At 49.8% G+C, this 26,067-nt stretch carries 18 protein-coding genes and 1 pseudogene; 4 read left to right on the top strand and 15 right to left on the bottom strand.

Translation table 11 applies throughout. The annotated features are described in order from the left end of the window. Positions 1 to 2 precede the first annotated feature (2 nt). From G5S52_RS18295 to hemL, 6 genes are all read right to left on the bottom strand, one after another. On the bottom strand, positions 3 to 989 hold the full coding sequence (locus tag G5S52_RS18295; RefSeq protein WP_002540447.1) for an ABC transporter permease: 987 nt from the start codon (positions 987 to 989) through the stop codon (positions 3 to 5). Positions 990 to 1,108: 119 nt separating this feature from the next. Further along, a complete protein-coding gene (locus G5S52_RS18290) occupies positions 1,109 to 2,791 on the bottom strand; it encodes an ABC transporter substrate-binding protein (RefSeq protein ID WP_165017165.1) in 1,683 nt (560 codons plus the stop codon). Between the two features lie 822 nt (positions 2,792 to 3,613). Beyond that, complete coding sequence (locus tag G5S52_RS18285) at positions 3,614 to 6,991, bottom strand: response regulator (RefSeq protein WP_165017162.1); 3,378 nt, start codon at positions 6,989 to 6,991, stop codon at positions 3,614 to 3,616. Between the two features lie 233 nt (positions 6,992 to 7,224). Next, positions 7,225 to 8,250 carry a 16S rRNA (guanine(1207)-N(2))-methyltransferase RsmC gene (rsmC, locus tag G5S52_RS18280; protein WP_165017159.1) on the bottom strand — a complete coding sequence of 342 codons (1,026 nt, stop codon included), beginning with the start codon at positions 8,248 to 8,250 and terminating at the stop codon, positions 7,225 to 7,227. Between the two features lie 105 nt (positions 8,251 to 8,355). Then, on the bottom strand, positions 8,356 to 9,438 hold the full coding sequence (locus tag G5S52_RS18275) for an AI-2E family transporter (RefSeq protein WP_165017156.1): 1,083 nt from the start codon (positions 9,436 to 9,438) through the stop codon (positions 8,356 to 8,358). Between the two features lie 245 nt (positions 9,439 to 9,683). Next, positions 9,684 to 10,973 (bottom strand): glutamate-1-semialdehyde 2,1-aminomutase, encoded by a 1,290-nt coding sequence (gene hemL, locus G5S52_RS18270; RefSeq protein WP_165017153.1) that lies wholly within the window; start codon positions 10,971 to 10,973, stop codon positions 9,684 to 9,686. 218 nt (positions 10,974 to 11,191) lie between these two features. Between hemL and erpA the strand changes: the two genes are divergently transcribed. The 3 genes from erpA to G5S52_RS18255 all read left to right on the top strand — a co-directional run bounded on the left by erpA (position 11,192) and on the right by G5S52_RS18255 (position 15,931). Continuing rightward, positions 11,192 to 11,533 (top strand): iron-sulfur cluster insertion protein ErpA, encoded by a 342-nt coding sequence (gene erpA / locus G5S52_RS18265; protein WP_165017150.1) that lies wholly within the window; start codon positions 11,192 to 11,194, stop codon positions 11,531 to 11,533. Positions 11,534 to 11,656: 123 nt separating this feature from the next. Next, positions 11,657 to 12,748, top strand: coding sequence for an efflux RND transporter periplasmic adaptor subunit (locus G5S52_RS18260; protein ID WP_165017147.1), 1,092 nt, complete (start codon positions 11,657 to 11,659; stop codon positions 12,746 to 12,748). Between the two features lie 12 nt (positions 12,749 to 12,760). Then, a complete protein-coding gene (locus tag G5S52_RS18255; RefSeq protein WP_165017144.1) occupies positions 12,761 to 15,931 on the top strand; it encodes an efflux RND transporter permease subunit in 3,171 nt (1,056 codons plus the stop codon). Positions 15,932 to 16,022: 91 nt separating this feature from the next. Here G5S52_RS18255 and shyC read toward each other — a convergent pair whose 3' ends face one another. Continuing rightward, positions 16,023 to 17,342 (bottom strand): peptidoglycan DD-endopeptidase ShyC, encoded by a 1,320-nt coding sequence (shyC, locus tag G5S52_RS18250; RefSeq protein WP_165017141.1) that lies wholly within the window; start codon positions 17,340 to 17,342, stop codon positions 16,023 to 16,025. Positions 17,343 to 17,531: 189 nt separating this feature from the next. Here shyC and tyrS point away from each other — a divergent pair. Continuing rightward, a pseudogene (gene tyrS, locus G5S52_RS18245) lies at positions 17,532 to 18,718 on the top strand (tyrosine--tRNA ligase). Positions 18,719 to 18,767: 49 nt separating this feature from the next. Here the strand turns inward: tyrS and G5S52_RS18240 are convergent. From G5S52_RS18240 to G5S52_RS18205, 8 genes are all read right to left on the bottom strand, one after another. Then, complete coding sequence (locus G5S52_RS18240) at positions 18,768 to 19,319, bottom strand: flavodoxin family protein (protein WP_165017138.1); 552 nt, start codon at positions 19,317 to 19,319, stop codon at positions 18,768 to 18,770. A 256-nt stretch (positions 19,320 to 19,575) separates the two neighbouring features. Beyond that, a complete protein-coding gene (locus G5S52_RS18235) occupies positions 19,576 to 20,556 on the bottom strand; it encodes a questin oxidase family protein (RefSeq protein WP_165017135.1) in 981 nt (326 codons plus the stop codon). A gap of 28 nt (positions 20,557 to 20,584) precedes the next feature. Further along, complete coding sequence (locus G5S52_RS18230; RefSeq protein ID WP_046303922.1) at positions 20,585 to 21,001, bottom strand: VOC family protein; 417 nt, start codon at positions 20,999 to 21,001, stop codon at positions 20,585 to 20,587. Between the two features lie 221 nt (positions 21,002 to 21,222). Next, the gene (locus tag G5S52_RS18225; protein WP_039850273.1) at positions 21,223 to 21,834 is read right to left on the bottom strand and encodes a TRIC cation channel family protein; all 612 of its coding nucleotides are present in this window, start codon (positions 21,832 to 21,834) and stop codon (positions 21,223 to 21,225) included. A 215-nt stretch (positions 21,835 to 22,049) separates the two neighbouring features. Beyond that, positions 22,050 to 22,871: a vitamin B12 ABC transporter substrate-binding protein BtuF gene (gene btuF, locus G5S52_RS18220; protein WP_165017194.1), complete on the bottom strand. Its 822-nt coding sequence runs from the start codon at positions 22,869 to 22,871 to the stop codon at positions 22,050 to 22,052. Continuing rightward, a complete protein-coding gene (locus G5S52_RS18215; protein ID WP_165017133.1) occupies positions 22,871 to 23,836 on the bottom strand; it encodes a cobalamin biosynthesis family protein in 966 nt (321 codons plus the stop codon). The genes btuF and G5S52_RS18215 overlap by 1 nt, the downstream gene beginning before the upstream one ends. Then, positions 23,836 to 24,537: a 5'-methylthioadenosine/S-adenosylhomocysteine nucleosidase gene (gene mtnN / locus G5S52_RS18210; RefSeq protein WP_002540425.1), complete on the bottom strand. Its 702-nt coding sequence runs from the start codon at positions 24,535 to 24,537 to the stop codon at positions 23,836 to 23,838. The genes G5S52_RS18215 and mtnN overlap by 1 nt, the downstream gene beginning before the upstream one ends. A gap of 108 nt (positions 24,538 to 24,645) precedes the next feature. Beyond that, complete coding sequence (locus G5S52_RS18205; protein ID WP_165017130.1) at positions 24,646 to 26,061, bottom strand: FAD-dependent oxidoreductase; 1,416 nt, start codon at positions 26,059 to 26,061, stop codon at positions 24,646 to 24,648. Positions 26,062 to 26,067 lie beyond the last annotated feature (6 nt).

The following is a 26,067-nucleotide window of genomic DNA, read 5'->3' as shown; positions in this document are numbered from 1 at the left end:
GATTATTTGCCTCCCTTACGCAGACGTGGGTCAAGCAAAACGATGAGAACATCAGCGATGAAGTTGAAGCACAGCATAACGATGGTCAGGATGATCAGCAGGCCCTGCAGTACTTGGTAGTCACGGCCGTTAACGGCATTAAGCATCGCAGTACCCAAACCTGGGTATTGGAAAATCATTTCTACAACCAGCTGACCGGCAACCGCCATACCGAGCGCCATAGATAGCGCAGTCACGGTTGGCAACAGGGCGTTACGAGCGGCGTAGTTGAAGACAACGCGGTTCTCGGAAAGGCCTTTACCCTTAGCCATGGTGATGTAGTCTTCCGCCAACAAGTTGATCATGTTGTTACGCATGTTGATAAGGAAGCCACCGATTTGTGCGATGGTCGCACAGAACAGAGGAAGAAAAGCGTGGTAGAGAATACCGCTGTAAGTCTCCCAGCTGGTGAAGTCGAGGATTGCACCCTCTGGCATGCCGTAAGATGTCGGGAACCACTTGAGTGTGATACCGAATATGAAAAGGATAAGCATACCGATAACAACAGGTGGAATTGCCTGTAAGGCCATAAAGCCTGGAGATACGAATGAGTCGAAGCGACTGCCACGGCGCCATGCCGCGAAGATACCAACCACTGAACCGATACAAAACGCCATCACTACGGAAGTACCTGCAAGGAACAGAGTCCAACCCAGAGACTTAGCAATCAGCTCGTTAACAGTCATTGGATAGAATTGGGTAGATACGCCAAGCTCCCAAGTGAAAATACTTTTCACGTAAGTCAGGAACTGAACGTGGATAGGGCCATCAACGAAACCCAAAAGTGCTTTCATTGCCGCGATACGTTCAGGGGTTACCTGTACACTCGCGTTGGCAAACATCATGGTCACCGGGTCGCCGGGCATTGCACGTGGTAAAATAAAATTCAGCGTGATTGCGATAAGCAATGCGCCAAAATAAAACATTAATCTATTAAGAAAAAATCCCATAACTCACACCTTAAGTGGCACGACGAAGCCGTGACCAAAGAATTAAAGCTCCAAGGTCAAAAGTACCGATTGTTTATCTTTGGAAAGAGGCGGCGCGGATGCGCCGCCAGATTTAGAGATTAAGCTTTTGGCTTAAGGTCAAGAATGTGCAGCAGACGCTCATTGATACCTTGCCAAATCATTGGACGGCCTTTGGCATTGTCCGCACTCCACCAGCCAGTGAAGCGTGATTCGTTGAACTGGTAAGTAGAAGCCGCAGACAGAACTGGAATCACTACTTGATTGTCAGAAAGGATCTTTTCAATCTGGTGAGCCATTTCCACTTGCTCGTCACGGTCAGCTGTTGAGTAGAATTTCTCCAGCAGCTCGTCTACTTCCGCGCTCTTGAAGCGGTGCATAGCGAAGCGTGGGTTACCTTCTTTCGCCATGAAGCGAGAGTGGAAGCCAGTGTCCCAAGTCTGGTGTGGATCTGGACCTGTGAAGTAGTTAGTCAGAGCTACGTCAAACGTACCACCAGCCATTGCTTCGTTGTAAACAGAGAAGTCAGGCGTTACAGCTTTCGCTTTGATACCCACATCTGCCAGGTTTTCTGCTGCCAGTTGTGAAGTGTTGTTCCAGTCAGTCCAGCCAGAAGGAGTCTGGATTGCCAGTTCAAAGCTCTTGCCTGATGGAGTTTCTACGAAACCGTCACCATTGATGTCTTTGAAGCCTGCTTTCTTCAGCAGTTCTTTAGAAAACTCAACGTTGTATGAGTTGAATTTCTTCGCTGCATCGTAAGTTGCAGGGTTAGACCAGCTTTGGTAAAGCGCTGCGATACCAGCTGCAGAGTGGTTTGGAGAACCTGCACCGTAGAACGCGATGTCAATGATTGATTGACGGTCGATAGCAGTAGACATTGCGCGACGGAAGTCAACGTTAGTCAGAGCTTCGTTCTTAGCTGCTTCTGGGTGCTCGAAGTTAACCAGCAGGTTAACAGAAGAGCCTACTGGTGCTGGCCAGTATTTGTGGTTCTTGTTCACTGATGCGTAAACTGCGTCGATATCTGGGATGAACGAAGAAGTCCAGTCCAGCTCAGAAGCAACAATCTTAGACAGAAGACCGTCGTTGTTGTTGATCAGAGGCATACGCAGACAGTCGATAGCTACGCTGTCAGCATCCCAGTAGTTAGGGTTTTCACACTGTACATACAGGTTGCTGGTGAAGGTATCAACTTCGGTGAACGGGCCAGAACCAACTGGAGTTTCGTTCGCGAAAGCTTCTGGCTTGTCGATCTTGCTCCAGATGTGCTTAGGAACAGGATGTGTTTGAACCAGTTTGAAAGGTGCTGAAGAGTTAGCTTCGTTCAGCGAAATTTCAACGCTGTTGCCTTTCACTTTAACGTCGCTGATCAGAGCTGCGTTGCCTGCAAGGTCAAGCGCTGCGTTTTCACGGATCAGGTTGTAAGTAAATGCCACGTCCTCTGCAGTGAAAGGTGTGCCGTCAGACCATTTAACGCCTTCACGGATTTCGAAAGTTACTTTTCTCAGGTCATCTGAGATTGTGTAGTCCTTCGCCAGACGCATTACTGGAGTGTTGCCGTCCAACTGGTTGAAGATAACCAGTGGCTCGTAAACAAAGTCCAGAGTCGACTTCAGGTTGTTCTGCAAGAACGGGTTGAAGTTACGAGTAAGTTGTGGGTAGAAGTCAGGTACGATAGTTAGTTCTACTCTATCGGCAGCGCTGACAACAGGAGCTGTCAGTACCGACGCTGCGGCCGCAACGACGGCTACTGCAAGTTTTGTTTTCTTTAGATTGGCAAGCATAGCTGTTCCTTACTAGTTGCTTTGTTCCACTTGGTTCTGACCGTAATCAATTTGGTCAGGCCGGAACCCGCTATGGATAACCACTCAAGTGAACTTGGTCATCCACATGGCCGTGCAGGCTCAGTGCAATGTAAGGAAACTCCGGTTCTGTTTTTTGGTCAATTGGGTCGCCCGTTAAAAACGTTAAAAGAAACCTACCTCTTGTCAAAACCGTCAATATTGACGGTTTTGACAAGGCGTTACCACATTTGACTAAGGTCAAAAAATGTCCTGATTCGGGTTTTATTACCCATTGATGTTAGTGGTTACTAATCATTTGGCCCCCTCTAAATATGGTCTTTAACGAGATTGAAATATTGAGTGATCTCGATCTCCGTTTGTTTGAGTCGTTAATTTTCTGCTGAAAATTTGGGGGCTGATTTTGTTGTGATTCTCTTCTCATAAACGGAAAAAAAGTCTCACACTTTTATGTTGAGGTTAAAAATAGAACACTTTTAACGGTGTGTTTTACGGCAAAATCGCCCTATGCAAGGTGTGTTGAGTTGTGGGTTTTACGCCGAAAATTAAGTTTGGTTGTCGCTCTGCATAGCGATATACAAGCGCCGGCTGTGCCCTTATGGAGGGGCTTTCAAGCGCTCTGGCGAAGGTTTAGATAAGACAACTCTGAGGAGCGTCTAGCGCGAGAGAGAAGGGCTAAAGCAAGAATGCATTTTGCCATGAGTGGAGCAAGCGCACGCCTGGGCTTATCTTTTGAGAGATGAAGTGTGAGGGAATTTATGTCGAAAAAAAAGCCCCTGTGCGGGGCTTATTGGTATGACTGGATTATCTTGAAATCAAAGCCTGAAGCCTTTCTCTGAGCACTTCAAGCTCACTTCTTTCTTTGTTTTCTTCAGGGCAACGTTCAAGAACAAAATCGATAGTGCTGATGACAGTACGCCAACGCGGCGATTTTGGAACGGTTTCGACGTGGAGGTACTTATCCAGCGTTCGTGTCTGAAGGGTGCTTCTATCCAGATAGACTCGCCAAAGCCCACTTTCTTCCGCCAGATCAAACTTGGTTTTTCCTGTCGAATTCTGCCAGAAATTCAAGGTAGCACTCATGACTTTGACCAGAGTGTCGCGCAGGATATCGGCCTTATCCGGCTTGCTGCCAGAGAAACGGTCGGCCATGCGGGTGAATTCACCACCTAATTCCCTGAGTTGTTGCAGTTTGTCCATGTCACCGTCATAGGCATAATCTGCCAGTGCCGAGACGGCATTTTCCAACAATTGCACCCGGTGTGATGACGCCTTCTTACCCGTGTTGAGGATAAGCATCATTTGTAAGCCAGATGATTCAGGTAGCGTGATTAAGTCAGTGTCAATATCGACAATATCTCCATCGACTTTAAATCTGAACTGACCGCTGTAGTGTCCTCGGTTTGATTCTGGTTCAGGCAACGCCATGGCCAGAAAATCATCCAGCTGGTGGCGTTCAATCTGCTCTGCGCTTAAATGGAAGATTTCACTACACGCATCGTTGGCATAGGTGATCTTGCCACTTTCCTGCACACAGATAATTCCTTCAGATGCGCTATCCAGCATGCCGAGCAATCTGTTTTGTACTTCGCGCAGGCCCGCTTCTACTTGTTCCCTAAAGTGGATTTCTTTTTGCAGCGTGCGGTTATGTTCGCGTTCCTGTTCAGTCAGTGAAGCATTGATGTAAGCGCGGATCCTGGCGCTTAGTTCATCCTTGTTGAAAGGTTTTGTCAGGTAGTCATTGGCACCAGCATCAAAGCCTTTCACCTTATCCTGAACCTGCCCCAAGGCCGAAAGCATGATGATAGGCAGGTCTGCCCGGCTGTAACGCTCCCGAAGATGGCTACAGACTTCATAGCCACTTAATTCTGGCATCATGACGTCAAGCAGCATCAGCGATGGTTTTTCCATCGTAACGGACTCAATTGCCTGACGGCCATTTTCCACTGCTTTGACACGGTAGCCTTCAAGACGCAGGAAGTTATTTAGAACCTGTAAGTTTACTGGCTCATCATCAACTACCAGAATCAAAGGACCGTCTGGGTTTTCCGGTAATTGGGTGTAATCAGCCTGATCAAGCTCTACCCGCGGCACAGCGAAATGCGCGTTGTTGGCGAGACGGGTTTTTGCTTTATCTTCCTCGGTTGCGAGTGGCAGGGTAAAGCTGAACGTTGTTCCCACCATCGGCTGGCTGGATACGTAGAGTTGGCCGCCCATGATGTCGATGAGCTGACGACTGATGGAAAGACCAAGTCCGGCGCCCTGACGATACTGTGCGGCATTGCCGCTCGCTTGTGTGAGAGGTTCGAAAATATACTCAAGCTGGTCCGACGGGATACCTTGTCCGGTGTCTACAACCTGAATGCGCAGCTGTCCTTCAAGCACTGTGGCAGAGATGATGATCTTGCCTTCATCGGTGTATTTGATCGCATTACCAATCAGGTTATACAGCACCTGCTCCAGACGCTGTTCATCGGCACGAACAAGCGGAAGGTCAATAGGTACTTGGTTGATGATACGCACCGGTTTCCCGCCCAAAAGGTGACTTGAAAGCTCAATCACCAATCTCACCGCATTGGCGGTATCGACGGCTTGCGGAGAGATTTCAAGTTCGCCGTAACGCATCTTGTGGTAATCAAGCAAATCATCCACCAGATTTGAGAGACGCTCGCCACTGTTGATGATCATTTGAAGCTGATGCTTTTGGCGTTCTGGCAGCGGGCCTTCAGCGCCGGCAAGTATGGATTCGGCAATCCCCACCATGCCGTGGAGTGGTGTACGCAGCTCATGAGAGGTTGTCGCCAGAAAGTCATCTTTCATGCGGTCGGCTTGTTGAAGCTCTTCGTTCTTTTGCTTGATGACCTGAATATTTTGTTCCAGCTCTTTGTTTTGCTCGCGGATGAGCGCCAGTTTATCGCGCACTGAACGCTGCATACGGGCAAAACTGACAGCCAGCCTACCAATCTCATCTTCACGGTCTGTGCTGTTAATTTTCTGGTCTAGATCACCCGCTGAAACTTGCTCTGCGGCCCAGGTCAGTTTGAGCAAGGGGGCCGTGATAGAGTTAGACAGCATGTGTGAAGCAATCACCACCAACAAAATGGCAATGACCATGACCGCTATGAAGATTTTCTCCAACTGGTAGATGCGGGCAAATGCTTCTTCTTCAGGTAACTCGAGGACGATCGCCCAAGAAGTACCCGGAATATCAACTGGCGCATAGGCACCCAATACGCGGTGATTCTCTGGACTCAGGAAACTACCAACATCACGAAGACCTGCGAGAGCGGCTTCAATAGCGGTACTGTTAATTGGTGCCAGTTTTTCTGTCGTTACCAAATTACGAGGGATGAGATCATTGCCCACCAGCAGGGTGCTGATGTAACCCTTTTCCTGTGGCGTCTTGTTAAGCATTTTGTCCAACGCCGTATTAGGCAGTTTGAACAAAACATAACTGTGTAAATAGCCCTGCTGCATGATAGGTGCAGCAAACCACGCCACCATTTCACCATTGGCTTGCTGGGTGTAGTCGGTGAAAGCGATTGGTGTATTGTCACTATCTGTCAGAGGGCTATCGACCGTCTCCCTGATGTCAGAGAACGTTTTACCTACTGCGGTTTCACGCCATTTTTCAGAAAGCAGGTTTGAGCCAAAAGCGTCATCTTTTAACGCGGAATAAACCACGTTTCCGTGAATGTCGACCAGTAAAATATCTGAAAAATCAGAACGCTTCAGGTGTTCTTTATAGGCCCAGTCATAGCGCTTATGCAGCAGGCGATATCGCTCGCTGCCTATGAAGTTGCTGTCGTTAGCGCCGGGTGGCAGCGTGGCATTTGAATCGGCGCCATAGCGCTCCCGGGCAACGTTGCGGGCCATTTCTTCCGTATCGCCAAGCTGTTGGAATGCGGCGATTAAACCGTAGAAGCGCCCGCCACTGGCGGTCGCAAGTTCTGAGCGGCTAAAAGATTTTACTTCCGAGTGACGCGCATCAAAGTAGCTGATGATTTGCTCTTTTTTGTTGTCACGTAGGAAAGATAGGTGTGTGGTGCTTTGTTGTTCAAGATCGCTGCTGTGCGATTCAAGGAAGAAAATAGCCAGCAGGGTGAGAGGCGTAATACTCAGCACCAGAAAAGCCAACATCAGTGTGTGCTGAAGTCGCTTGAATTTCTGTTTTTTTTGCATGTCTCTGCCTGAGAAATCGGAAATCAAAAAACGCCTTGCTTAGCCGAATTTTGTCGAATTTGACGGTAGCTAAAAGAGGCGGATATGAAATTAATCCATCTCCAGCCCTTATACTGACTTAATTTTTCTTGGCAAGTAAGTTATCAATGAACTCCGTGGCAGTGCGCAAAATTAACGTTTTTGACGGGAATTAAAACCCGTAACAAAAAAGGAGCCAGCTGGCTCCCTTGGTGTTACTGGCGTTTTGCGGCGTGATATATCGCGAACTTGTTACTCTTGGCCAGTGTTTCACAATGACCGAATGCCTTTTCAATAAATGGCATATAGCGAAGGAAGCTGTTGGCTACAATCGTCAATTCACCAGCGCGGTTTAGGTATTCTGGCGCACGTTCGAGTAGGGTTTCAGTTGCGGCGTAATGCGTTTTAAGACCCGCATGAAACGGAGGATTACTCACGATATGGTCGAAGTGCCCGTCAATATTGCTATAAACATCAGAAGCGAAAACTTCTCCGTCAAGATTGTTAAAACGCAAGGTTTCGCGTGCTGAAGCAATGGCTAGCGCGCTGATGTCGACCATGGTGATTTCTGCGTTGGGGTAACGTTGCTTAATCACCGTACCTATCACACCGGCTCCACAGCCAAAATCCAGCACTTTGCCTTTCAGTGTCGGCAAGTTATCCAGAAGCAGTTGAGTACCTGCATCAAGTTCTCCGTGACTGAATACACCAGGCAGAGAGCGGATGGTCAGTGATTGCTCACCCACATTGAGTGGATAGCTTTTGTACCAGTCTTCCAATACGAAAGGTGCTGGCTGGTTATCACATTGTCCCCAATAGAAGCTGCAGCGGCGGGCCGAGTCAAATTTGGTGACACGACCATAGGGCGCAAACATTTTCTCAATGCTTTTTACACCACTTCGGTTCTCGCCTACAACGGCTATCTCTGTACCCGTGCCAAGCTCCGCCATGAGCATTGAAAGCAGAAAGTCAGCTTCGGCTTTTGCCTTCGGCCAGTAGAGCAGAACCATATCGACCTGAGGTGTGGCTTGATAGCTTTCACCAAATTGCACATCAATGTTTTGATAACGACGCATTTGATTGGCGTAAGCAAGGTTGGTTGTGAAGATGCTGACGCTTGCAGCAGTGCCTTCGAGCTCTGTTGCAAAGGTATCTTCCAACTCACCAGCAAGCAGAACGTGTTTGCCTTCGAAATACTCGAGCTGGCGAGCTGCAATTTGGCTAGGGGCTGTGTAGGACATGGATACCTCGGGGCTATCAAACAAAGAGGCGCGGATTTTCCCACAAAGTCACCTGTGAGGGAATATGCCGCGCCTTAGGTTCCTTAAGCTCAACAGATCCTAGTATCAGCAGTTATCTTGCTTCTCAAGGAAGCTGTGGAATTCTGTTTCGTACATTCGGAACAGTACCAGTGTGAGCGAGAAAATGATGGGGCCATAAATCAATCCCATCAGGCCATACACATGCAGACCACCAATCAGTGAGAAGAAAATCAGCAGGGTATTCATCCCAGAGTTTCCTTGCATCAGCAGAGGACGCAGGATGTTATCGACCGAGCCCACCACGATAACGCCCCAACCTGCGAGGAAGGCTGCCCATTCCCATTGTCCAATCAACAGTAGGTAAGCGGCGGCTGGTAGCCAGATAAGTGCGGTTCCAACAACCGGAATAAACGAGGCAAAGGCCATCATTGTGCCCCAGAAGAGACCCGCAAACCCGGCAAGCCACATCGCGAAACCACCCACGATGCCTTGAGCGAGTGCAGTGAGGAAAGAACCCAGCACGGCTGACTTGGCCACTTTCTCTGCTTCATCCAACAAAGTATCTTCCTGACTGCGGGAAAGGGGGCTGACGTGACGCAGCATGTTGATGATCTTGTCGTGATCGCGGAGCAGGAAAAACAGCACGAACAGCATCAACAGGAAATTCACGAATACGCCTGTTACATCACCCAAGATTTTTGAACTCATGCCCAGCATTTGAGAGCTCATTGCTGACAGTGTCGAAGCGGCTTTGGCAACTAATTCCTGAGGGTTGATGGAGTCGGTAGGCAACCATTTATCCACTAAAGCCAGGCCTGATTTGACCAAAGGCGCTGCCAGAATTTCTTTTGCGCCTCCTTGCGTAAGCCACTCGTAGGCACCGGTAAAGAAGGTAACGCCCTGACTCAATATGGCGGCGGCGACAAAAATCAGGGGTATGATAATCATCACGGTCAACAACGTGCAGGAAAGCGCGGCAGCAACGTTAGGGTGAGATGGTAGCTTGTTTTCTATCTTCTCGTGCAGAGGAAAGAAAAGCAGGGAGACAATAAATGCCAGCACAATAGACCCCATGTAAGGGGCGATGAGCATGTAACAGGCATACGCCGCGAGAAGCAGTGCACCTATCAATGTCCAGTGTCTTGGTTCGGCCTTGAATGACGCCACAGCATGGCTCCTTAGTTTCTCTCCACCAATTGTGGAGAAGAGTGTAGTAAGGAAGCTATGATACGTTGTGATAATTCAACGAGAAAGGACAAAAATGATGGCGTGTTGCGAAGGCAACTGCGAGTCCAAAAAACGACGCAAACTGAGTTTGCCGTTACTTTGTGTTGTCGCCCTTGTGGTACTTGTCGTGATCTACTGGCAATAAAAAACGGAGCCTAAGCTCCGTTTTTTGATCATAAAGACATTTATTCTGCTGCCAGCTTTGCAAACGCGCGGTCAGCGGCTGCCAGTGTAGCTTCCAGTTCTTTCTCACCGTGGGCGAGAGAGGTGAAGCTTGCTTCAAAAGCAGACGGTGCTAAATACACGCCTTCTTCTAGCATTAGATGGAAGAAGCGTTTGAATTTCTCAATGTCACATTGTTGAACGTCAGCAAAACAGCTGATGGTATCTTTGTCGGTAAAGAAGAAGCCGAACATACCGCCAACTTGGTTTACCGCCAGAGCAACGCCGTGTTTATCAGCCGTGGTTTTGAAACCTTCAGCCAAACGCTTGGTCAGCTCTGCAAGATGTGCTTCATTGCCCTCTTTTGACAACTCGGTCAGCGCCGCTTCACCGGCTGCCATGGCGACAGGGTTACCAGAAAGCGTACCCGCCTGATAAACCGGGCCAGTTGGTGCAATGTATTCCATCACGTCACGACGGCCACCGAATGCACCGACAGGCATACCGCCACCGATAACTTTACCTAAGGTCGTCAGATCCGGCTTGATGTTGTAATGCGCCTGCGCGCCGCCCAGAGCAACACGGAAACCTGTCATTACTTCATCGAAAATCAGCAGTGCGCCAAATTCGTCACACAGTGCGCGAAGCCCTTCCAGGAAACCTTCCTGTGGTGGAATACAGTTCATGTTGCCGGCAACAGGTTCAACGATAATGCACGAAATCTCTTCTGGATATTGCTCGAACGCGGCACGCACTGAGTCCAGATCGTTGAAGGTACAAGTGAGGGTGTGTTTGGCGAAGTCTGCAGGCACACCCGGAGAGGTTGGCTCACCCAGCGTCAGTGCACCAGAACCGGCCTTCACCAGCAAGCAGTCTGCATGGCCGTGGTAGCAGCCTTCAAACTTAATGAATTTGTCGCGACGGGTAAAACCACGTGCCAGACGGATAGCACTCATAGTCGCTTCGGTACCGGAGCTCACCATGCGAACCATTTCCATGGATGGAACCAGCTTGCTAACCAGCTCAGCCAGCGTGATTTCTCGGGCAGTTGGTGCACCAAAGCTCAGGCCATTTTGTGCTGCGGTGATTACTGCATCACGAATGCTTGGGTGGTTGTGACCCAGGATCATTGGCCCCCAAGAACCAACGTAGTCGATGTAGGCTTTTCCATCTGCGTCATAAATGTACGCGCCATCAGCACGTTCGATAAAAATAGGGTCGCCGCCTACACCTGCGAAAGCGCGAACGGGAGAGTTCACACCGCCAGGGATGGTTTTACGGGCTTGCTGAAATAGCTCGGCTGATTTTGTCATGGTTCTTTCCTGGGCCTTTTGCTCGAAAATTCACTGTCGGTGCGTATTGTACGGGATACGTTTAAAGGGTGCGAGATGGATGATGAGGTAAGCATCACATCCGGCTTAAACTTGGTGTATATTGCTGAGTAAGTTTCCGTGCGAAGAGCAATACTTGAACGAATTAGTCAGGTATTAGATAATGCGGTCAGAATATAAAGAGTTAATGTGAGGTAACAATGAGTGATGCCGCTTTGCCACTGCAGTTTTCTGAAACCGCAGCGAATAAGGTAAAAACGCTGATTCAGGAAGAGGAAAATCCGAACCTGAAGCTACGTGTGTATATCACTGGTGGTGGCTGTAGTGGGTTCCAGTACGGCTTCACGTTTGATGAAAGCGTCAACGATGGCGATATGACCATCGAAAAAAGTGGTGTCACCTTGGTTGTTGACCCAATGAGCCTGCAATATTTGATCGGCGGTGTCGTCGATTACACAGAAGGGTTAGAAGGCTCACGTTTCTTCGTTAATAACCCTAATGCAACGACTACCTGTGGTTGTGGTGCCTCTTTCAGTGTATAAACTATAAGACACTCTTTTTAAGGCGCGGCAGTTCTTAGCGGAGCTGCCGCGTTTTTTCAATGGACCAGCAGGATCAGCGTCCATTTTCTTTCACTGCAGTAACTACGTCAGGATGGAACGATTATGACGAATGCAGGCGCGAAAACGTCTTTCCTCTCCCAGCGTCCCTGGGTCATTTCTCTTGTATTACTTTGTGGTTTGGTCTTTTGGGTTGGCAGCGGTCATAGCAATGAGCAGTCTGACTCTGACAAAAAAGAACCAGCGGCAGCACCATTAACGAAAGTCGGCGTTGAAACATTCCGCGCAGAGCCGGTTACCCGCTCTATTTCGCTATATGGACGCACGGCACCTGATCGCTCAGCCACCATTTCGGCGGAAGCTGCAGGACGGGTCACCAAAGTGTCTGTCCGCAAAGGAGCTTCGGTTAAGCAGGGGGATTTACTGCTTTATATCGACAAAGCCGACCGTCAGGCGCAACTCGAACGCGCTGAGGCACTGCTTTTGGTGCGTAAAAAAGAATATAACGCAGCCCAATCATTGAAGAAAAAAGGGCTTCAAGGCGAGGTGGCGTTCTCGCTGGCGCAGGCCAATTTGGTGGAAGCCCGTGCGACAGTGAAGAACCTCAAACTGGCACTGTCTCACACCGAGGTAAAAGCACCGTTTGATGGCATTGTTGATGACCTAAATGTAGAAGTTGGTGACTATCTTGGCATCGGCGATCCTATGGCGACTCTGATTGATCTCGATCCTCTCATCGTGACTGCTGATGTAAGCGAAAAACACATCAGCGATATTGATGCGGATTTGCCAGCCAATATTTTGCTGGTTAATGGCGCGATGAAAGAAGGGCGTCTGCGCTACCAATCCAGTATCTCCTCTCCGGCAACCAATACCTTCACCATTGAACTGGAAATCCCAAATCCAGAGCAAAAGTTACCGGCAGGTATCAGTGCGGAAGTGGATCTGGCGCTTGAGCAGCAAAGCGCTGTGAAGCTGAGCCCATCAATGCTGGCATTGGATGAAAAAGGTAACTTGGGAGTGAAAACCTTAAAAGGTGACAAGGTTGCCTTTGTCTCTGCCAAAGTCGTCAAAGCTGAGCAAAATGGCGTTTGGCTGGCAGGCCTTGGTGATACGGTGGACGTTATTACCAAAGGACAGGGCTTTGTGCGTGACGGTGATGCCGTCGAGGCGGTGCGTCAAGCATCGGCACAATAAGGGGGGCATCACATGAGAACATTGATTGATGCGTCACTGGCTCGCACCCGTACCATGGTCACCTTGTTGTTGGTGCTTTTGGTGGCGGGCTTTTACACCTATCAAACCATTCCGAAAGAGTCTGATCCTGACATCACCATTCCGGTGATTTATGTCTCTGTGAGCCACGAAGGTATTTCCCCAGAAGATGCGGAGCGTCTTTTGGTGCGTCCGGTTGAGCAAGAACTTCGTTCGATTGAAGGCATCAAAGAAATGACGGCAACGGCGACGGAAGGCCACGCGTCGGTCACGCTTGAGTTCAACGTTGGTGTTGATCTCAATGAAGCTATGGCGGACGTGCGTGAAGCTGTAGATCTGGTCAAACCGCGTTTGCCAGACGACAGCGACGAACCAACCGTCAACGAAGTCACTTTCGCTAACATGCAGCCCGTATTGTCGATTGCTTTGTATGGCGACGTTTCTGAGCGTGCGATTGTCAAAATTGCCCGACAACTTCAGGAAGAACTGGAAGGCTTTAAGCAAATCCTCGAAGTGGATATTGCCGGCGATCGTGACGACGTGGTGGAAATTATCGTCGAACCGCTGTTGTTGGAAAGTTATGGACTGGATCAGCAAGACATCTTTAATCTGGTTTCCCGTAACAACCGCGTTGTCGCGGCAGGGTATGTGGATACCGGCTATGGCCGCTTTTCCGTCAAAGTGCCTTCCGTATTCGAAACTGCCAATGACATACTGACCTTGCCAATAAAGATTGAAGGCAATCAGGTGGTCACGGTGGGCGATGTTGCAACCGTTCGCCGCGCGTTTAAAGATCCGGAAAGCTTTGCCCGTCTGGATGGTAAGCCTGCAGTCGTGCTGGATGTCAAAAAGCGCGCCGGCGAGAACATCATCGAGACCGTTGAGCTGGCAAAAGCCGTCATGAATGAAGCCCAGAAGTCTCCGCTTTGGCCTGGTGCACTTCAGGTGAAATACACTTGGGATGGCTCTGAAGATGTGCGCTCGATGTTGACTGATCTCCAGAACAACATCCTTTCCGCTATCTTGCTGGTGGTGATTGTTATTATCGCGATTCTGGGGGCGCGCACTGCGCTGCTGGTGGGCGTTTCGATTCCTGGCTCCTTCTTGACGGGTCTGGTGGTGCTGTCATTGGCCGGACTGACGGTCAATATCGTCGTGCTGTTCTCTCTCATCATGGCTGTCGGCCTGCTGGTAGATGGCGCGATCGTAGTGACCGAATACGCCGATCGTCGTATGCGCGAAGGTGTGGATCGTAAAATGGCTTACCGCGAAGCGGCACACCGCATGGCGTGGCCGATCATTGCATCGACAGCCACTACACTTGCCGCTTTTGCGCCGCTTCTGTTCTGGCCTGGGATCACCGGTGAGTTCATGGGCTATATGCCTCTGACGCTGATTGCAACACTTGCTGCTTCTCTCGCAATGGCACTGCTGTTTGTACCTGTTCTGGGTAGCATGGTGGGTAAGCCTCTGCCTTTGACAGCCGAGCAACAGGCTCGTACTCATGCACTCGAGCAGGGTGATTTCTCCGAAGCCCGTGGTATTACACGCGCCTATATCAACACGCTTTCTGTTGCAATCAAACACCCTATTAAGATTCTGATTGCGGCTGTGATTGTGGCTGCTGGTGTTATCTTTTCGTACGGCAAGTCAGGTCTCGGCTCAGAATTCTTCCCTGATGTGGATCCTGCGTTCTTTAACATCAAAGTGCGTTCCCATGGTGATTTGTCGATCTTCGAAAAAGACGCCTTGATGGCCGAAGTTGAAGAGCGTGTCATGGGCATGGACGAGATTGAATCCGTTTACACCAAAACCGGTGGTCAGGATGAGATTGGCGTGATCCAAATGAAGCCTGTCGATTGGCAAGAGCGTCGTAAGGTAAAAGAGATCATCGAAGAGCTGCGCGAGAAAACGGCGGATTTGTCAGGCTTGGAACTGGAGTTCAAAAAGCCCGATGCAGGGCCGCCGAGCGATCATGACCTGTCGATTGAAATCAGCGCTGCAGACCATAGGCTGATCGCCCCCGCTGCGAAACAAATCCGCGATCTGCTCGAGCAGGATCCTGCGTTTACCAACTACAGCGATACTCTGACTAAGCCGGGTATTGATTGGTCAATTGATATCAACCGCGAAGATGCTGCCCGCTACGGGGCTGATGCTTTGCTGGTGGGTAACACAGTACAGTTCGTGACCAACGGTCTTAAAATTGGTGATTACCTGCCAGATGACGCTACTGAGGAAGTTGATATTCTGGTGCGTTATCCGGAAGAAAAGCGCGATATCGGCCGTTTTGATGAGCTTCGCGTTAAAACTGCTTATGGATTGGTACCTATCACCAATTTTGCCCAAATTAAGCCAGAGCCAAAGCAAGGCAACATTGACCGTGTTGACGGCAGACGTGTTGTGAAAGTGATGGCCGATATGACGGAAGGTTATAACCTCAGTCTGTCGCTGCCGGGACTGAATGAGCAGATTGAAGCGCTGGGATTGTCGCCAGAAGTGCGAGTGATCTTGCGTGGTCAGAACGAGGAGCAGGATGAAAGCTCTGCCTTCCTGATGACAGCCTTTATGGCGGCATTGGCGGCAATGGCTTTGATCCTTATTACGCAATTCAACAGCTTCTATCAGGCGTTCCTGATTTTGAGTGCAGTCTTGTTCTCGACAGTCGGTGTGTTCCTTGGCCTTCTTGTATTCCAGCGTCCGTTTGGGGTCATCATGTCTGGCGTTGGTGTGATTACGCTTGCGGGGATTGTGGTGAACAACAACATTGTATTGATTGATACCTACAATGTAATGCGTCGCCGTGGCCTTGAAAAAGTTGACGCCATCTTACGCACCGGTGCTCAGCGTTTACGCCCAGTACTGTTAACGACCGTAACGACGATTCTGGGTCTAATGCCAATGGTGCTGGAAATGAACGTTGACTTGGTGAACCGCGGTATTGAGTTCGGCGCACCGAGTACTCAGTGGTGGTCTCAACTTGCCACAGCCGTAGCCGGTGGTTTGGCGTTCTCTACAGTACTGACGTTGGTCTTGACGCCCTGTCTTCTGATGCTGGCCCGTGAGCCAAAAAGGGTGAAGAAAGAAACCAATATGATTTGGCAAACCGAAGAGAAGGATTCGACGCTCCCAAAGCCACAACGGGAAGCTGAGCCTCAGCTTTGAGGCGGAATTCTGACGTTCAAAAAAGCAGCGCATAAGCGCTGCTTTTTATTTTCTATCAAACCACTACTTTCAAAAAACTATCATCAAACAGCTAAGAAGAAACGCGTTCTAGGGTGCCGATGGATGCTAACAATTGCTCGAACTTATTGAGTTGTGCCATGCGGTCTTTAGCCAGTTCAATAAAAGCGGTCTTTTCCTTACCTGCCAGTGATTTCGATTGCGGCAATTTGACGGTTCTTGGGTTCTTATGAACACCGTTTACCAGAAATTCGTAGTGAAGGTGAGGGCCTGTCACGCGGCCAGTGCCACCGAGTGTACCAATGGTTTGTCCTTGTTTGACGCGCTGACCCGTTTTCACTTTGCGCTTGGTCAGGTGAAGGTACTTGGTGATGTAGGTTGAGCTATGACGGATGAAAACGTAGTGGCCATTGAATTTGTTGTAGGCCGACTTCATCACGACACCATCGCCTGCCGCCCAAATCGGTGTACCAACAGGTGCGACATAATCTGTGCCGCGGTGTGCTTTAACGCGACCCGTCACAGGGTGCAGGCGGCGTGGGTTGAAGTTTGAACTGACGTACCGGAAGTTAACAGGTGAGCGCAGGAAGGCTTTTCTCATTGCGCGGCCTTTCTCATCATAATACTTACCGGTTTCAGAGCGGATAGCAGTGAAGGTTTCGCCCTGGTTGGTAAATGTCGCGGCAAGAATATTACCTCGGCCAATCATTTCACCTTCAACCAACTGCTCTTCAAACAGCACCGAAAATTTGTCGCCCTGACGAATGTCGAGAGCGAAGTCGATGTCCCAACCGAAAATGCCTGCCAGCTCCATGATTTGATTGGCGTTGAGTCCTGCACTGACCCCAGCATTCCAGAAGCTGGAGGTGATAGTGGCTGAGGCAAAATTCACCTGAGTATCGACCTGTTTGGATTCTGTTTTCGAAAAGAACTCATCACCAATGCGGGTCACTACCAGCTTTTCATTGGCGTTTTTCGGCTGCACGAGCTGGGTAAAAAGGCCGTTTTCGTCAAACCCAAGGTGAATTTCATCCCCCACTTTCAACGAGGCTAACGATTTGGTGCCTTTATCACTGTTAATCAGCCGGTAAAGGGTGGTGGGGCTTATCCCTACTCGGTTAAAAATCACAGCCAAGCTATCACCGGCTTTCACCTTGAACTTATGCCACTCCAAGGGGGCGTAAGCCTGCACGGGCTGTTGCTCATTTTCAGGTGGAAGTAAGGAAACGGTATCGAGAGGAATTGGGTATTGTTTTCCCACCTCGAACTTGGCATCCGGATGTGAAGCTGGAGTTTCGGTGGGGAGCAAAATCAGCACCACAACAAGGGCACTGAGAGCCATGATCAAGACTTGGTGAAGTCTAGGTAGCGCAGCAATATGTTTAACAGGCATTAAAAAACAGTCGTTAAGGAAAGTGAATTAAACAGGGAGCTGCTTGTTTGTGCCAACTTTCTCGAAAAAACCGATCGGCTTAAGCATTCCTTTTCTCTACTAACAAGTCTAACTGGTTTCAAAAACCATCGCTATTCAAGTAGTATGTCGGCTTACGAAAAAATGCCGATTCTGTGGGAGCGATAAAATATGGCGAGCATTGAAGCCGCGCTAGCTGAAATTAAGCGTGGTGTTGAGGAGTTGATTCCTGAAGAGGGACTCATTGCAAAACTGAAAGAGAACCGTCCTCTTCGTATCAAGTTGGGCGCGGATCCAACTGCACCGGATATTCACCTTGGTCACACTGTGATCATGAATAAATTGCGTGCCTTCCAGGAGCTGGGCCATGAAGTTATCTTCCTGATCGGTGATTATACCGCGATGGTAGGTGACCCAAGCGGTAAGAACGCAACGCGTCCACCGCTGACGCGTGAGCAAGTTCTGAGCAATGCTGAGACTTACAAGAGCAGATCTTCAAAATTCTGGATCCAGAGAAAACCCGCATTGAGTTCAACTCAAGCTGGCTGAGTGAGCTGGGTACGGATGGCATGATCCGTCTGGCAGCAAGCTCTACCGTTGCACGTATGCTTGAGCGTGACGATTTCAAAAAGCGTTACAGCAACAACCAGCCAATCGCGATCCACGAGTTCATTTATCCGCTCCTGCAAGGTTATGACTCAGTGGCGCTGGAAGCTGATGTTGAACTGGGTGGTACTGACCAGAAGTTCAACCTGCTGATGGGTCGTGAGCTGCAAAAGCAAAACGGCCAATCACAGCAAGTCGTGATCACCATGCCTTTGTTGGTGGGTCTGGATGGCGTGAAGAAAATGTCGAAGTCGGCAAACAACTACATCGGCATCAGCGATGTACCGACTGAAATGTTCGGTAAAATCATGTCTATCTCTGACGATCTGATGTGGAACTACTACGAACTGTTGTCGTTCCGTCCATTGGAAGAGATTGCGGGCCTTAAAGAAGAAATTGCTAATGGCCGCAACCCACGTGACGTGAAGATCCTGCTGGCGAAAGAAATTATTGCTCGTTTCCATTCTGAAGCGGATGCAGAAGCGGCAGAAGCAGAGTTCATCAACCGTTTTCAGAAGGGTGCAATGCCTGACGAAATGCCAGAGTTTTCTTTCGAGCAAGGTGTCGCTATCGCTAATCTGCTGAAAGATGCAGCACTGGTAGGTTCAACCTCGGACGCAATGCGTATGATCCGCCAGGGTGCGGTGAAAATCGATGGCGAGAAGTTGGACGATACCAAGCTGGTACCAGCAGCCGGTACTGCCGTTTACCAGGTCGGTAAACGCAAATTTGCCCGTATCACGCTAGCATAATCACGAAAAAGGCGCCGAACGGCGCCTTTTTTCTAAATTTAGTTAGCTACTATCGAATCAGCTCCGCCACCCGCTCACCTAATCGCACCGCTGTTTTTGCATCCACCGGATGAAGACCACTCTCTGTATCAGCCAGTGCAACTGCGCCAATCGACGCATTCAGACGGTTAAAGTCTTTGCTGAGTGCGCCTTCTGGCGCATCAATGCCCACCCAAAGCATACTGTGCTGAGTAGCCAGTACATTGAAATATTCCACCGTGCTTTGTACTTCGCCACAAGGGCTGCCGCCAATGGTAAACCCAGCAGCGAGCTTATTCTTCCATCGCTGCTTGGACCAACTTTCACTGCTCGCATCAGCAAAAGCTTTGAATTGTGCTGTCGGACCGCCCATGTATGTTGGTGAGCCGAAGATGATGGCATCCATTTCACTGAGCTCTTCGAATAACGCGTCGTTTTTGAAGCGTCCTTCAACGATGTCCGAACCTAATATGCGGTAAGCAAACACCTGTGCCCCTTGCGTTTCTGCGCCGCATGCCACGGCTTTAGCCAGTGCATCCGTACTACCGGTTTGTGAGAAATAAACAATGGCGATTTTTTTCATAAAGATACCCACAGGGTCTGTTGACCTTTGGTGGTTAAATTTTGTTCTGTCCATAAGCGTTTTAGGCGCGGCGAGGTGTGTGCCGCCTAGTCACTCTAAGCAAATACACCTCAACAAAGCATAAAACGCTTATGGCAGAACCCTCTGGGCAGCGTTTGTGGGGACTTTCTCCTGCGTTATCGGATTCTCATGTAGACAAGCTACACATCGAAGCCTCCGCCTTGCATAAAGCCCCCACAAACAGCTGCAAAAATCATCACCAAAGGTCAACAGACCCTAGCCTGACGTTGATTGCGAATAGCGCTTCGTCCAGTTGTAATTCGTTATAGATCCGGGCGCAGCTGTAGATAAGTTTGATGGTGTGATCGTCTTGTGTTGCCAGCGCCTGGTTAAACCAAATCTCCCAATCTGGTTGGATATTTCTGCATTCGAGAGTGGCAGGCTCACGGTATTCCGCAGTGCATGCTGCACCGACATAGGCCTGCCAGAAACAGTCGAGAGCGAAATCAAAATTGTCGATAAACGGCGCGAGTGATAGCAGAGCCTGAAAGCCGGTTACGCCATGTAGCAAGGTGAAATCATTGCTCGCGGCATATTGCGAGAGCACCACAATGGCAACGGACTCTTTGGTCAATGAAGCTGGCTGTGTGGAAACAGCATGGTACTTAGCAAGTTCCCGTAATTCTTCGACATGATCGATGATGATCCCTTCTCGATAGGTGTGATCCCGCATTACCCCAAGTGCTTCATTGAGATGGGAAACGGTGTCTTTATCCGTGGCATATTGCAGCTTCCCTAGCGGCGTAAATCCGGACGACCAGTAGGCGAGCGCGTGACTGATTTCAGTGAAATCTTCACCTTCCACCGCATAGGCGAGGCGAATTAAGGCATGGAAAGAACCTGCAGCTATACCGGGTAGTAAGGTTGGCAAAGCCTCCTTTAATGTTGCTTCAATGCCTTTAGTTTCCAGATCCTTGCTGTAATAGAGCACGAAATCCGCATTGTGTGTTTTCTCCCCAAGCTTTAATGCTTGAGGGGTAACAGGATTTTTTTCCGCTTCTAGATGAGGTGTTGCCTGTTGGAACTCGTCATGTAAGTCCTTTGATGAGGCACCTAGCCGGGACATGGCAATCAGCGCCATGGGCAAGTGGTTGGAAAGCCTTGGCCCAAAGACTGGAGAATATCGATGTCCCTGCCTGATGAGTGATATTGCTTCTGACGTTATTGGTTTAAACATGACTGCTTCTCTCTATTTTTATTCGCTCTTAAAGCAGGTAATCGTTCCGGCTTTCGATGGAATCGGTCAGGTATTCGATGAATTCCCACTCCATACCATCGCTATCGAAAAAATACGCACGCTTGCGGGCTGGATGGCTCTTGTCAAAAGAGGCCTCTTGATAGCCCGCTTCACGCAGACGTTCCGCCGTACCTTCCGCATCTTCCACCACAAAGCCAATGTGATTAACGCCAAGTTGACGGTAAGGGACTCGTTCGACAGCCTTGTCGATGACCACTTCCTGAAGGGCGATGTAAGAGGTGTCAGTACCCAGATGACACCAGCCGTAATCATCATTCTGGCCTGAGCCACGGATTGAGAACTCCGGCATGGCGGTCTGCAAAAACTGGATAGCGTTATCGAGATTGGTCACAGTGATATTGGCGTGTTCGACATAGCTGCTCATGGGATGCTCCTTGTTATTAAGTAAAGCTATATGTTTACATAATAGATCGGATTACCATTAAATAAAGTAAAAAGTTTATTTAATGGCTTTGGATGGATGAGATGATCGCCAGATCGGGATCTGTTGCGCGGAAACGATGAAACAGAATGAGAGAAGGGTGTTACTGGATTAGAAACAAAAAACGCGCCCAAAAGGCGTGTTCTAAATGCTTGAAACAGCAGTTACTTTCCTGAACCGAATACAGGTAAAGAAAGGTGCCAGCGTATCGCGGCGAGCCTGATCAACAAGGTAGTGATCATGCCGGCAATGGAAGCTATTTCGACATCCACGTTGGCTGCCAAAGCCACTGTATGGATAATTCCACCGGCAATACAGGCAGTTGCGTAGACTTCGGTTCTGAAAAGCATCGGGATTTCCCGAGCGAGTACGTCGCGGATGATACCGCCACCACAGCCGGTAATCACACCCATGATCACTGCCACCATGGGTGAAGCACCATAGCTCAGCGCTTTGTCGACGCCGATAGCAACAAAAACGGCCAGGCCGATGGCATCTGCCACGGGCAAAAAGTACCACGGCAGGCGACGCGGTTGACGGATCAGCAACATAGAAAGAATACAGGTGACAAGGATCATCCAAAGGTATTCCGGCTGGTTCACCCAAAAGACCGGTGTTGCGCCTAATGCCATATCGCGAATGGTACCACCACCGATTGCGGTGACCATGGCAAGAACGATCATCCCAAAGGGATCCATTCTTAACTTACTGGCAAGTAAAACGCCTGATATGGCGAAGACTGCCGTACCAAACATGTCCAAAATATACAGAAGCATAAAGCGCTATTTCATCCCTTAACCAAACATCCAATTCGACTTCTATCGCTGGTGTTTCTCTGCGTCTTATTTTTATTGTGACACGGAGATCCAGTAACACGAATTGGTTATACCTAAACAGCCTGGAGTTGTTTGGGTATAAACGCGCGCGATTTTACGTGAAACTTGGTGGCGGGCAATCCAACAGACAGAGCTTCTGCAAGCCACTATTTGAATTAGTGATCGAGATCGCCTCTTACCTTATCCATCGCGAGGCATATCTGTCTTACCGCTTTTAGTGCTCTTGGTGTTGGACGATTCAGCCAGTCTCCGGTTATTGCAAAGATAGCGCTGTTTTTTACTGCGGGGATAAAGTCCTGCCATTTTTGCCAACCAGTCATAGGTTTCTCACGATCCGCAGGGTAGAAAATTGCTAGTGGTTTTCTCACTACAATCTGCTCCATGCTGACCTGAGGATAAGGCGCGGCGCTTTCTGCGAAGATGTTTTCGCCGCCACAGAGAGAAAACAGAGGCTGTGGCCAATGATCGCCGTTGTTCGTGAGCAGTGGAGACTCACTGAGTTGGTAAAAATAGGATACCTTGGACTTTCCTGCTTGCGCTGCTTCAATGCTTGCCAGCTCCTCACGAACGGCATCAGCGCGAGCTTTGGCTAACGCCGGGTTTTCTGACCATTCGCCCAGCTTTTCAATGTTATCGGCAGCGTCGTAAAGCGAATGCGGATTCGAGTAGAACACTTCAATGCCAAGCCTTTCGAGCTTGGCGAGTTCTTTATCTGGATTTCCGCCTTTCCACGCCAGCACCAAATCCGGTTTAAGCGTGACGACACGTTCAATATTGATCCCGCGGTAGTTGGCTACCTGCTCAAGTTCCAATGCTGCTGGTGGGTAATCGCTGTGAGCACTGACAGCAATCAGGTTATCTCCCAGCCCTGATTCAAACGCGAGCTCTGTGGTATGTGGAGAAAGGCTGATAACGCGAAGCGGTTCGGCAAAGGAGAAGGATGGAAGAAAAAGTAAAACCAGTAAAAAACGGAACATCATAATAATCCGTGGGCAAACCACATCAGGAAACTTTGGATGAGGATCCAGAGCAAGGCCTTTTGCCTCAGTTGTTGATTCAGCAGCGCCAGATGCATAGGAGAAGCGGCAACGCTTCCGCCAATGCTGGGGCGAGTACATTTCTCGCTGTCATAGATGGCGGGGCCACCCAGGGAAAGCTGCAGTTTGGCGCCGGAGGCGGCAAGGAGCCAGCCTGCACCGTTTACTGACCAGCTTTGTCCATGTTCACGGATTGCCGTGAGTGCTGGGTCAAAGCGGTGTCCGGCGGCAATGAGAAGCGCAAATAAGCGGGATGGTATCCAATCGAGCAAAGCAAGAAAGCCTGAGGCAGCCAATCCAAACTGGGAGAACTCTTGTCGGCGGGGAGGCCAGACACGGGCAAGTTGCGCTACCAGCGTGTAAAGAAATGCACCGATGCCACCGAAAATGGCATACCAGAACAGCACGCAAACAAGGCCTCTTGCATACCCCACCAGTAGCGTTTCACAACTGGCTTTGGCAATACCAACTGGAGAGAGTGAATGGGTTTGGCGGTTCAGTGTTTGTGACAGCAAGGTTCTGGCTGCAGGCTTGTCGTCACGAATGAGCGCTTGCTCAACCTGCATCGCGAGCTCAGTCAGGGGCTTCCAGCTTAATGCCAGCCAAAGCAGCAGAAGGTCGAACAACCAGCCAATCCAGACAATTTGCTTTAAGGCGACTAAAAGCACGGCGAGGGTCAGCCACATCACTGCGAGTGCTAAACCGCCGGAAAGGCGTTGCTGCTCCGGGGAGTCTTCTTCGTGATTGACCTTGTCGGAGATGGCTTCGGCAACGCGACGCCATATGGTGACAGGGCTGATATAGGCTGGCACTGGGAAAAACCAGTGCAAAATAAGGGCTCCCCACATCGCAAGCAATGTGGTGTGGTTTAACAGTGCTTCAAACGGTGTGGAGAGCTCGGTCATTATGCTTTCAGCAACTCGACCATTTTCTCAACCATGGCGCTTGAGCTTTTCGCTGCCAGCGGCAGGAATTCATCAAACGTCATTGGCGACTCTTTATCAGCAACGTCAGAGATAGCACGAACTACCACAAACGGTACTTTGAACTGGTGACACGCCTGAGCAATCGCTGCCGCCTCCATCTCTACTGCGATCACAGTTGGGAAGTGTTCACGGATGTAGTTTTGACGCTCAGCGGTACACACAAACGCGTCACCGGTACAAATCAGACCGCGAACTGCGTGTGGCGCTGGCTCCATCGCTGCCAGTGCCTGCTCTGCCACATCCATTAGTTTTGCGTCAGAGGTAAAAGTCGCTGGCTGGCCTGCCATTTGACCCATGGTGTAACCAAACGCGGTCACATCAGCATCGTGATAAGCCACATCGGTAGAAATCACAACGTCACCCAGATTCAGGCTGGTATCGAAGCCGCCCGCAGAACCTGTGTTGATCACCGCTGTTGGTTTGAAACGCTCCAGCAGGATAGATGTGCCCACTGCCGCCGCCACTTTACCAATGCCTGATTGCAGCAGGACCACGTCTACGCCATTCAAGTCACCCGTATAAAACTTGCTGCCACCAATCTCTTGCAGTTGGCAGTTGTTGATCTTGCTTTTTAGCAGGGTTACTTCCTGCTCCATGGCACCGATAATACCGATTTTCATCTTGTTGCTCTTTGATAATCAGGGAATAGCGAGAGTGTATCACGGGCGAAAATTGGGGCGAAAAAAAAGTGCCTTTGCAGGCACTTTTCTGTCGGTTTTGAAGTCGGCTTATACCTCGAGATAATCGAGAATGCCTTCTGCCGCTTTACGGCCTTCATCGATAGCGGTGACCACGAGATCAGAGCCACGCACGGCATCGCCACCCGCGAAGATCTTCTTGTTAGACGTTTGATAAGCGTAATCAGATTGCTCGGGTGCTTTGATGCGTCCCCATTGGTCGAGGTCGACACCAAACGGTTCCAGCCATGTCATTTTGTGTGGTTGGAAACCAAAGGCCATGATCACAGCATCCGCGTCCAGCACGTGCTCGCTGCCTTCAACAGGTTGAGGACGGCGACGGCCCGCTTCATCTGGCTCGCCCAACTCGGTTTTCACCACTTTCACGCCGCTCACATTGCCACTGGCGTCGAGCTCAATACCCAGCGGTTGCAGGTTGAACATAAAGTTCACCCCTTCTTCGCGCGCGTTTTTCACTTCGCGGCGGCTGCCCGGCATATTGGCTTCATCACGACGGTAAGCACAGATAACGTTTTTGGCTTTCTGGCGAATCGAGGTACGGACACAGTCCATGGCGGTATCACCACCACCAAGAACAACGACTTTCTTACCCGCCATATCAATGTATTCCGGCGGATTTTCCGTTAAATCCATTACGCGGTAGGTATTGGCAATCAAAAACGGCAGGGCATCAAATACACCCGGCGCATCTTCGTTTTCCAAACCTGCACGCATGGACTTGTAGGTGCCAACGCCAAGGAACACGGCATCGTACTCATCAACCAGAGACTGCAGCTCGACATCTTTACCCACTTCAGTGTTGAGTCGGAACTCGACACCCATTTCGGTAAAGACGCGTTGGCGGTTTCGCATCACGTCTTTTTCAAGTTTGAAGGACGGAATACCGAAGGTCAGCAGGCCACCGATTTCCGGATATCGGTCAAACACCACCGGTTTCACGCCATTGCGGACCAAGACATCTGCACAGGCAAGGCCTGCAGGGCCTGCACCGATGATGGCGACCTTCTTGTCAGTCAAAGTGACGCCTGACATGTCTGGCTTCCAGCCCATTTCGAACGCTTTGTCCGTAATGTATTTTTCAACATTACCGATGGTGACGGCGCCAAAGTCGTCGTTGAGGGTACAGGAGCCTTCACACAGTCTGTCCTGTGGACACACGCGGCCACAAACTTCCGGCAGACTGTTGGTCTGGTGCGATAGCTCAACCGCTTCAATAATGCGTCCTTCCTGGGCAAGCTTCAGCCACTGCGGAATGTAGTTGTGCACCGGGCATTTCCATTCACAGTAAGGGTTGCCGCAGTCCAGACAGCGGTCGGCTTGCGCCGACGCCTGCTTGTGAGTGAAAGGTTCGTAGATTTCAACGAACTGGGTTTTACGTGTTTTGATCGCCTTCTTTCGAGGGTCGATACGTTGCACGTCGATAAACTGGTATACGTTCTGGCTCATAGGGTC

It is taken from the genome of Grimontia sedimenti, from assembly GCF_011045095.1.
Lineage (GTDB): Bacteria > Pseudomonadota > Gammaproteobacteria > Enterobacterales > Vibrionaceae > Enterovibrio > Enterovibrio sedimenti.
This window is presented reverse-complemented; position numbering and strand designations above follow the sequence as displayed.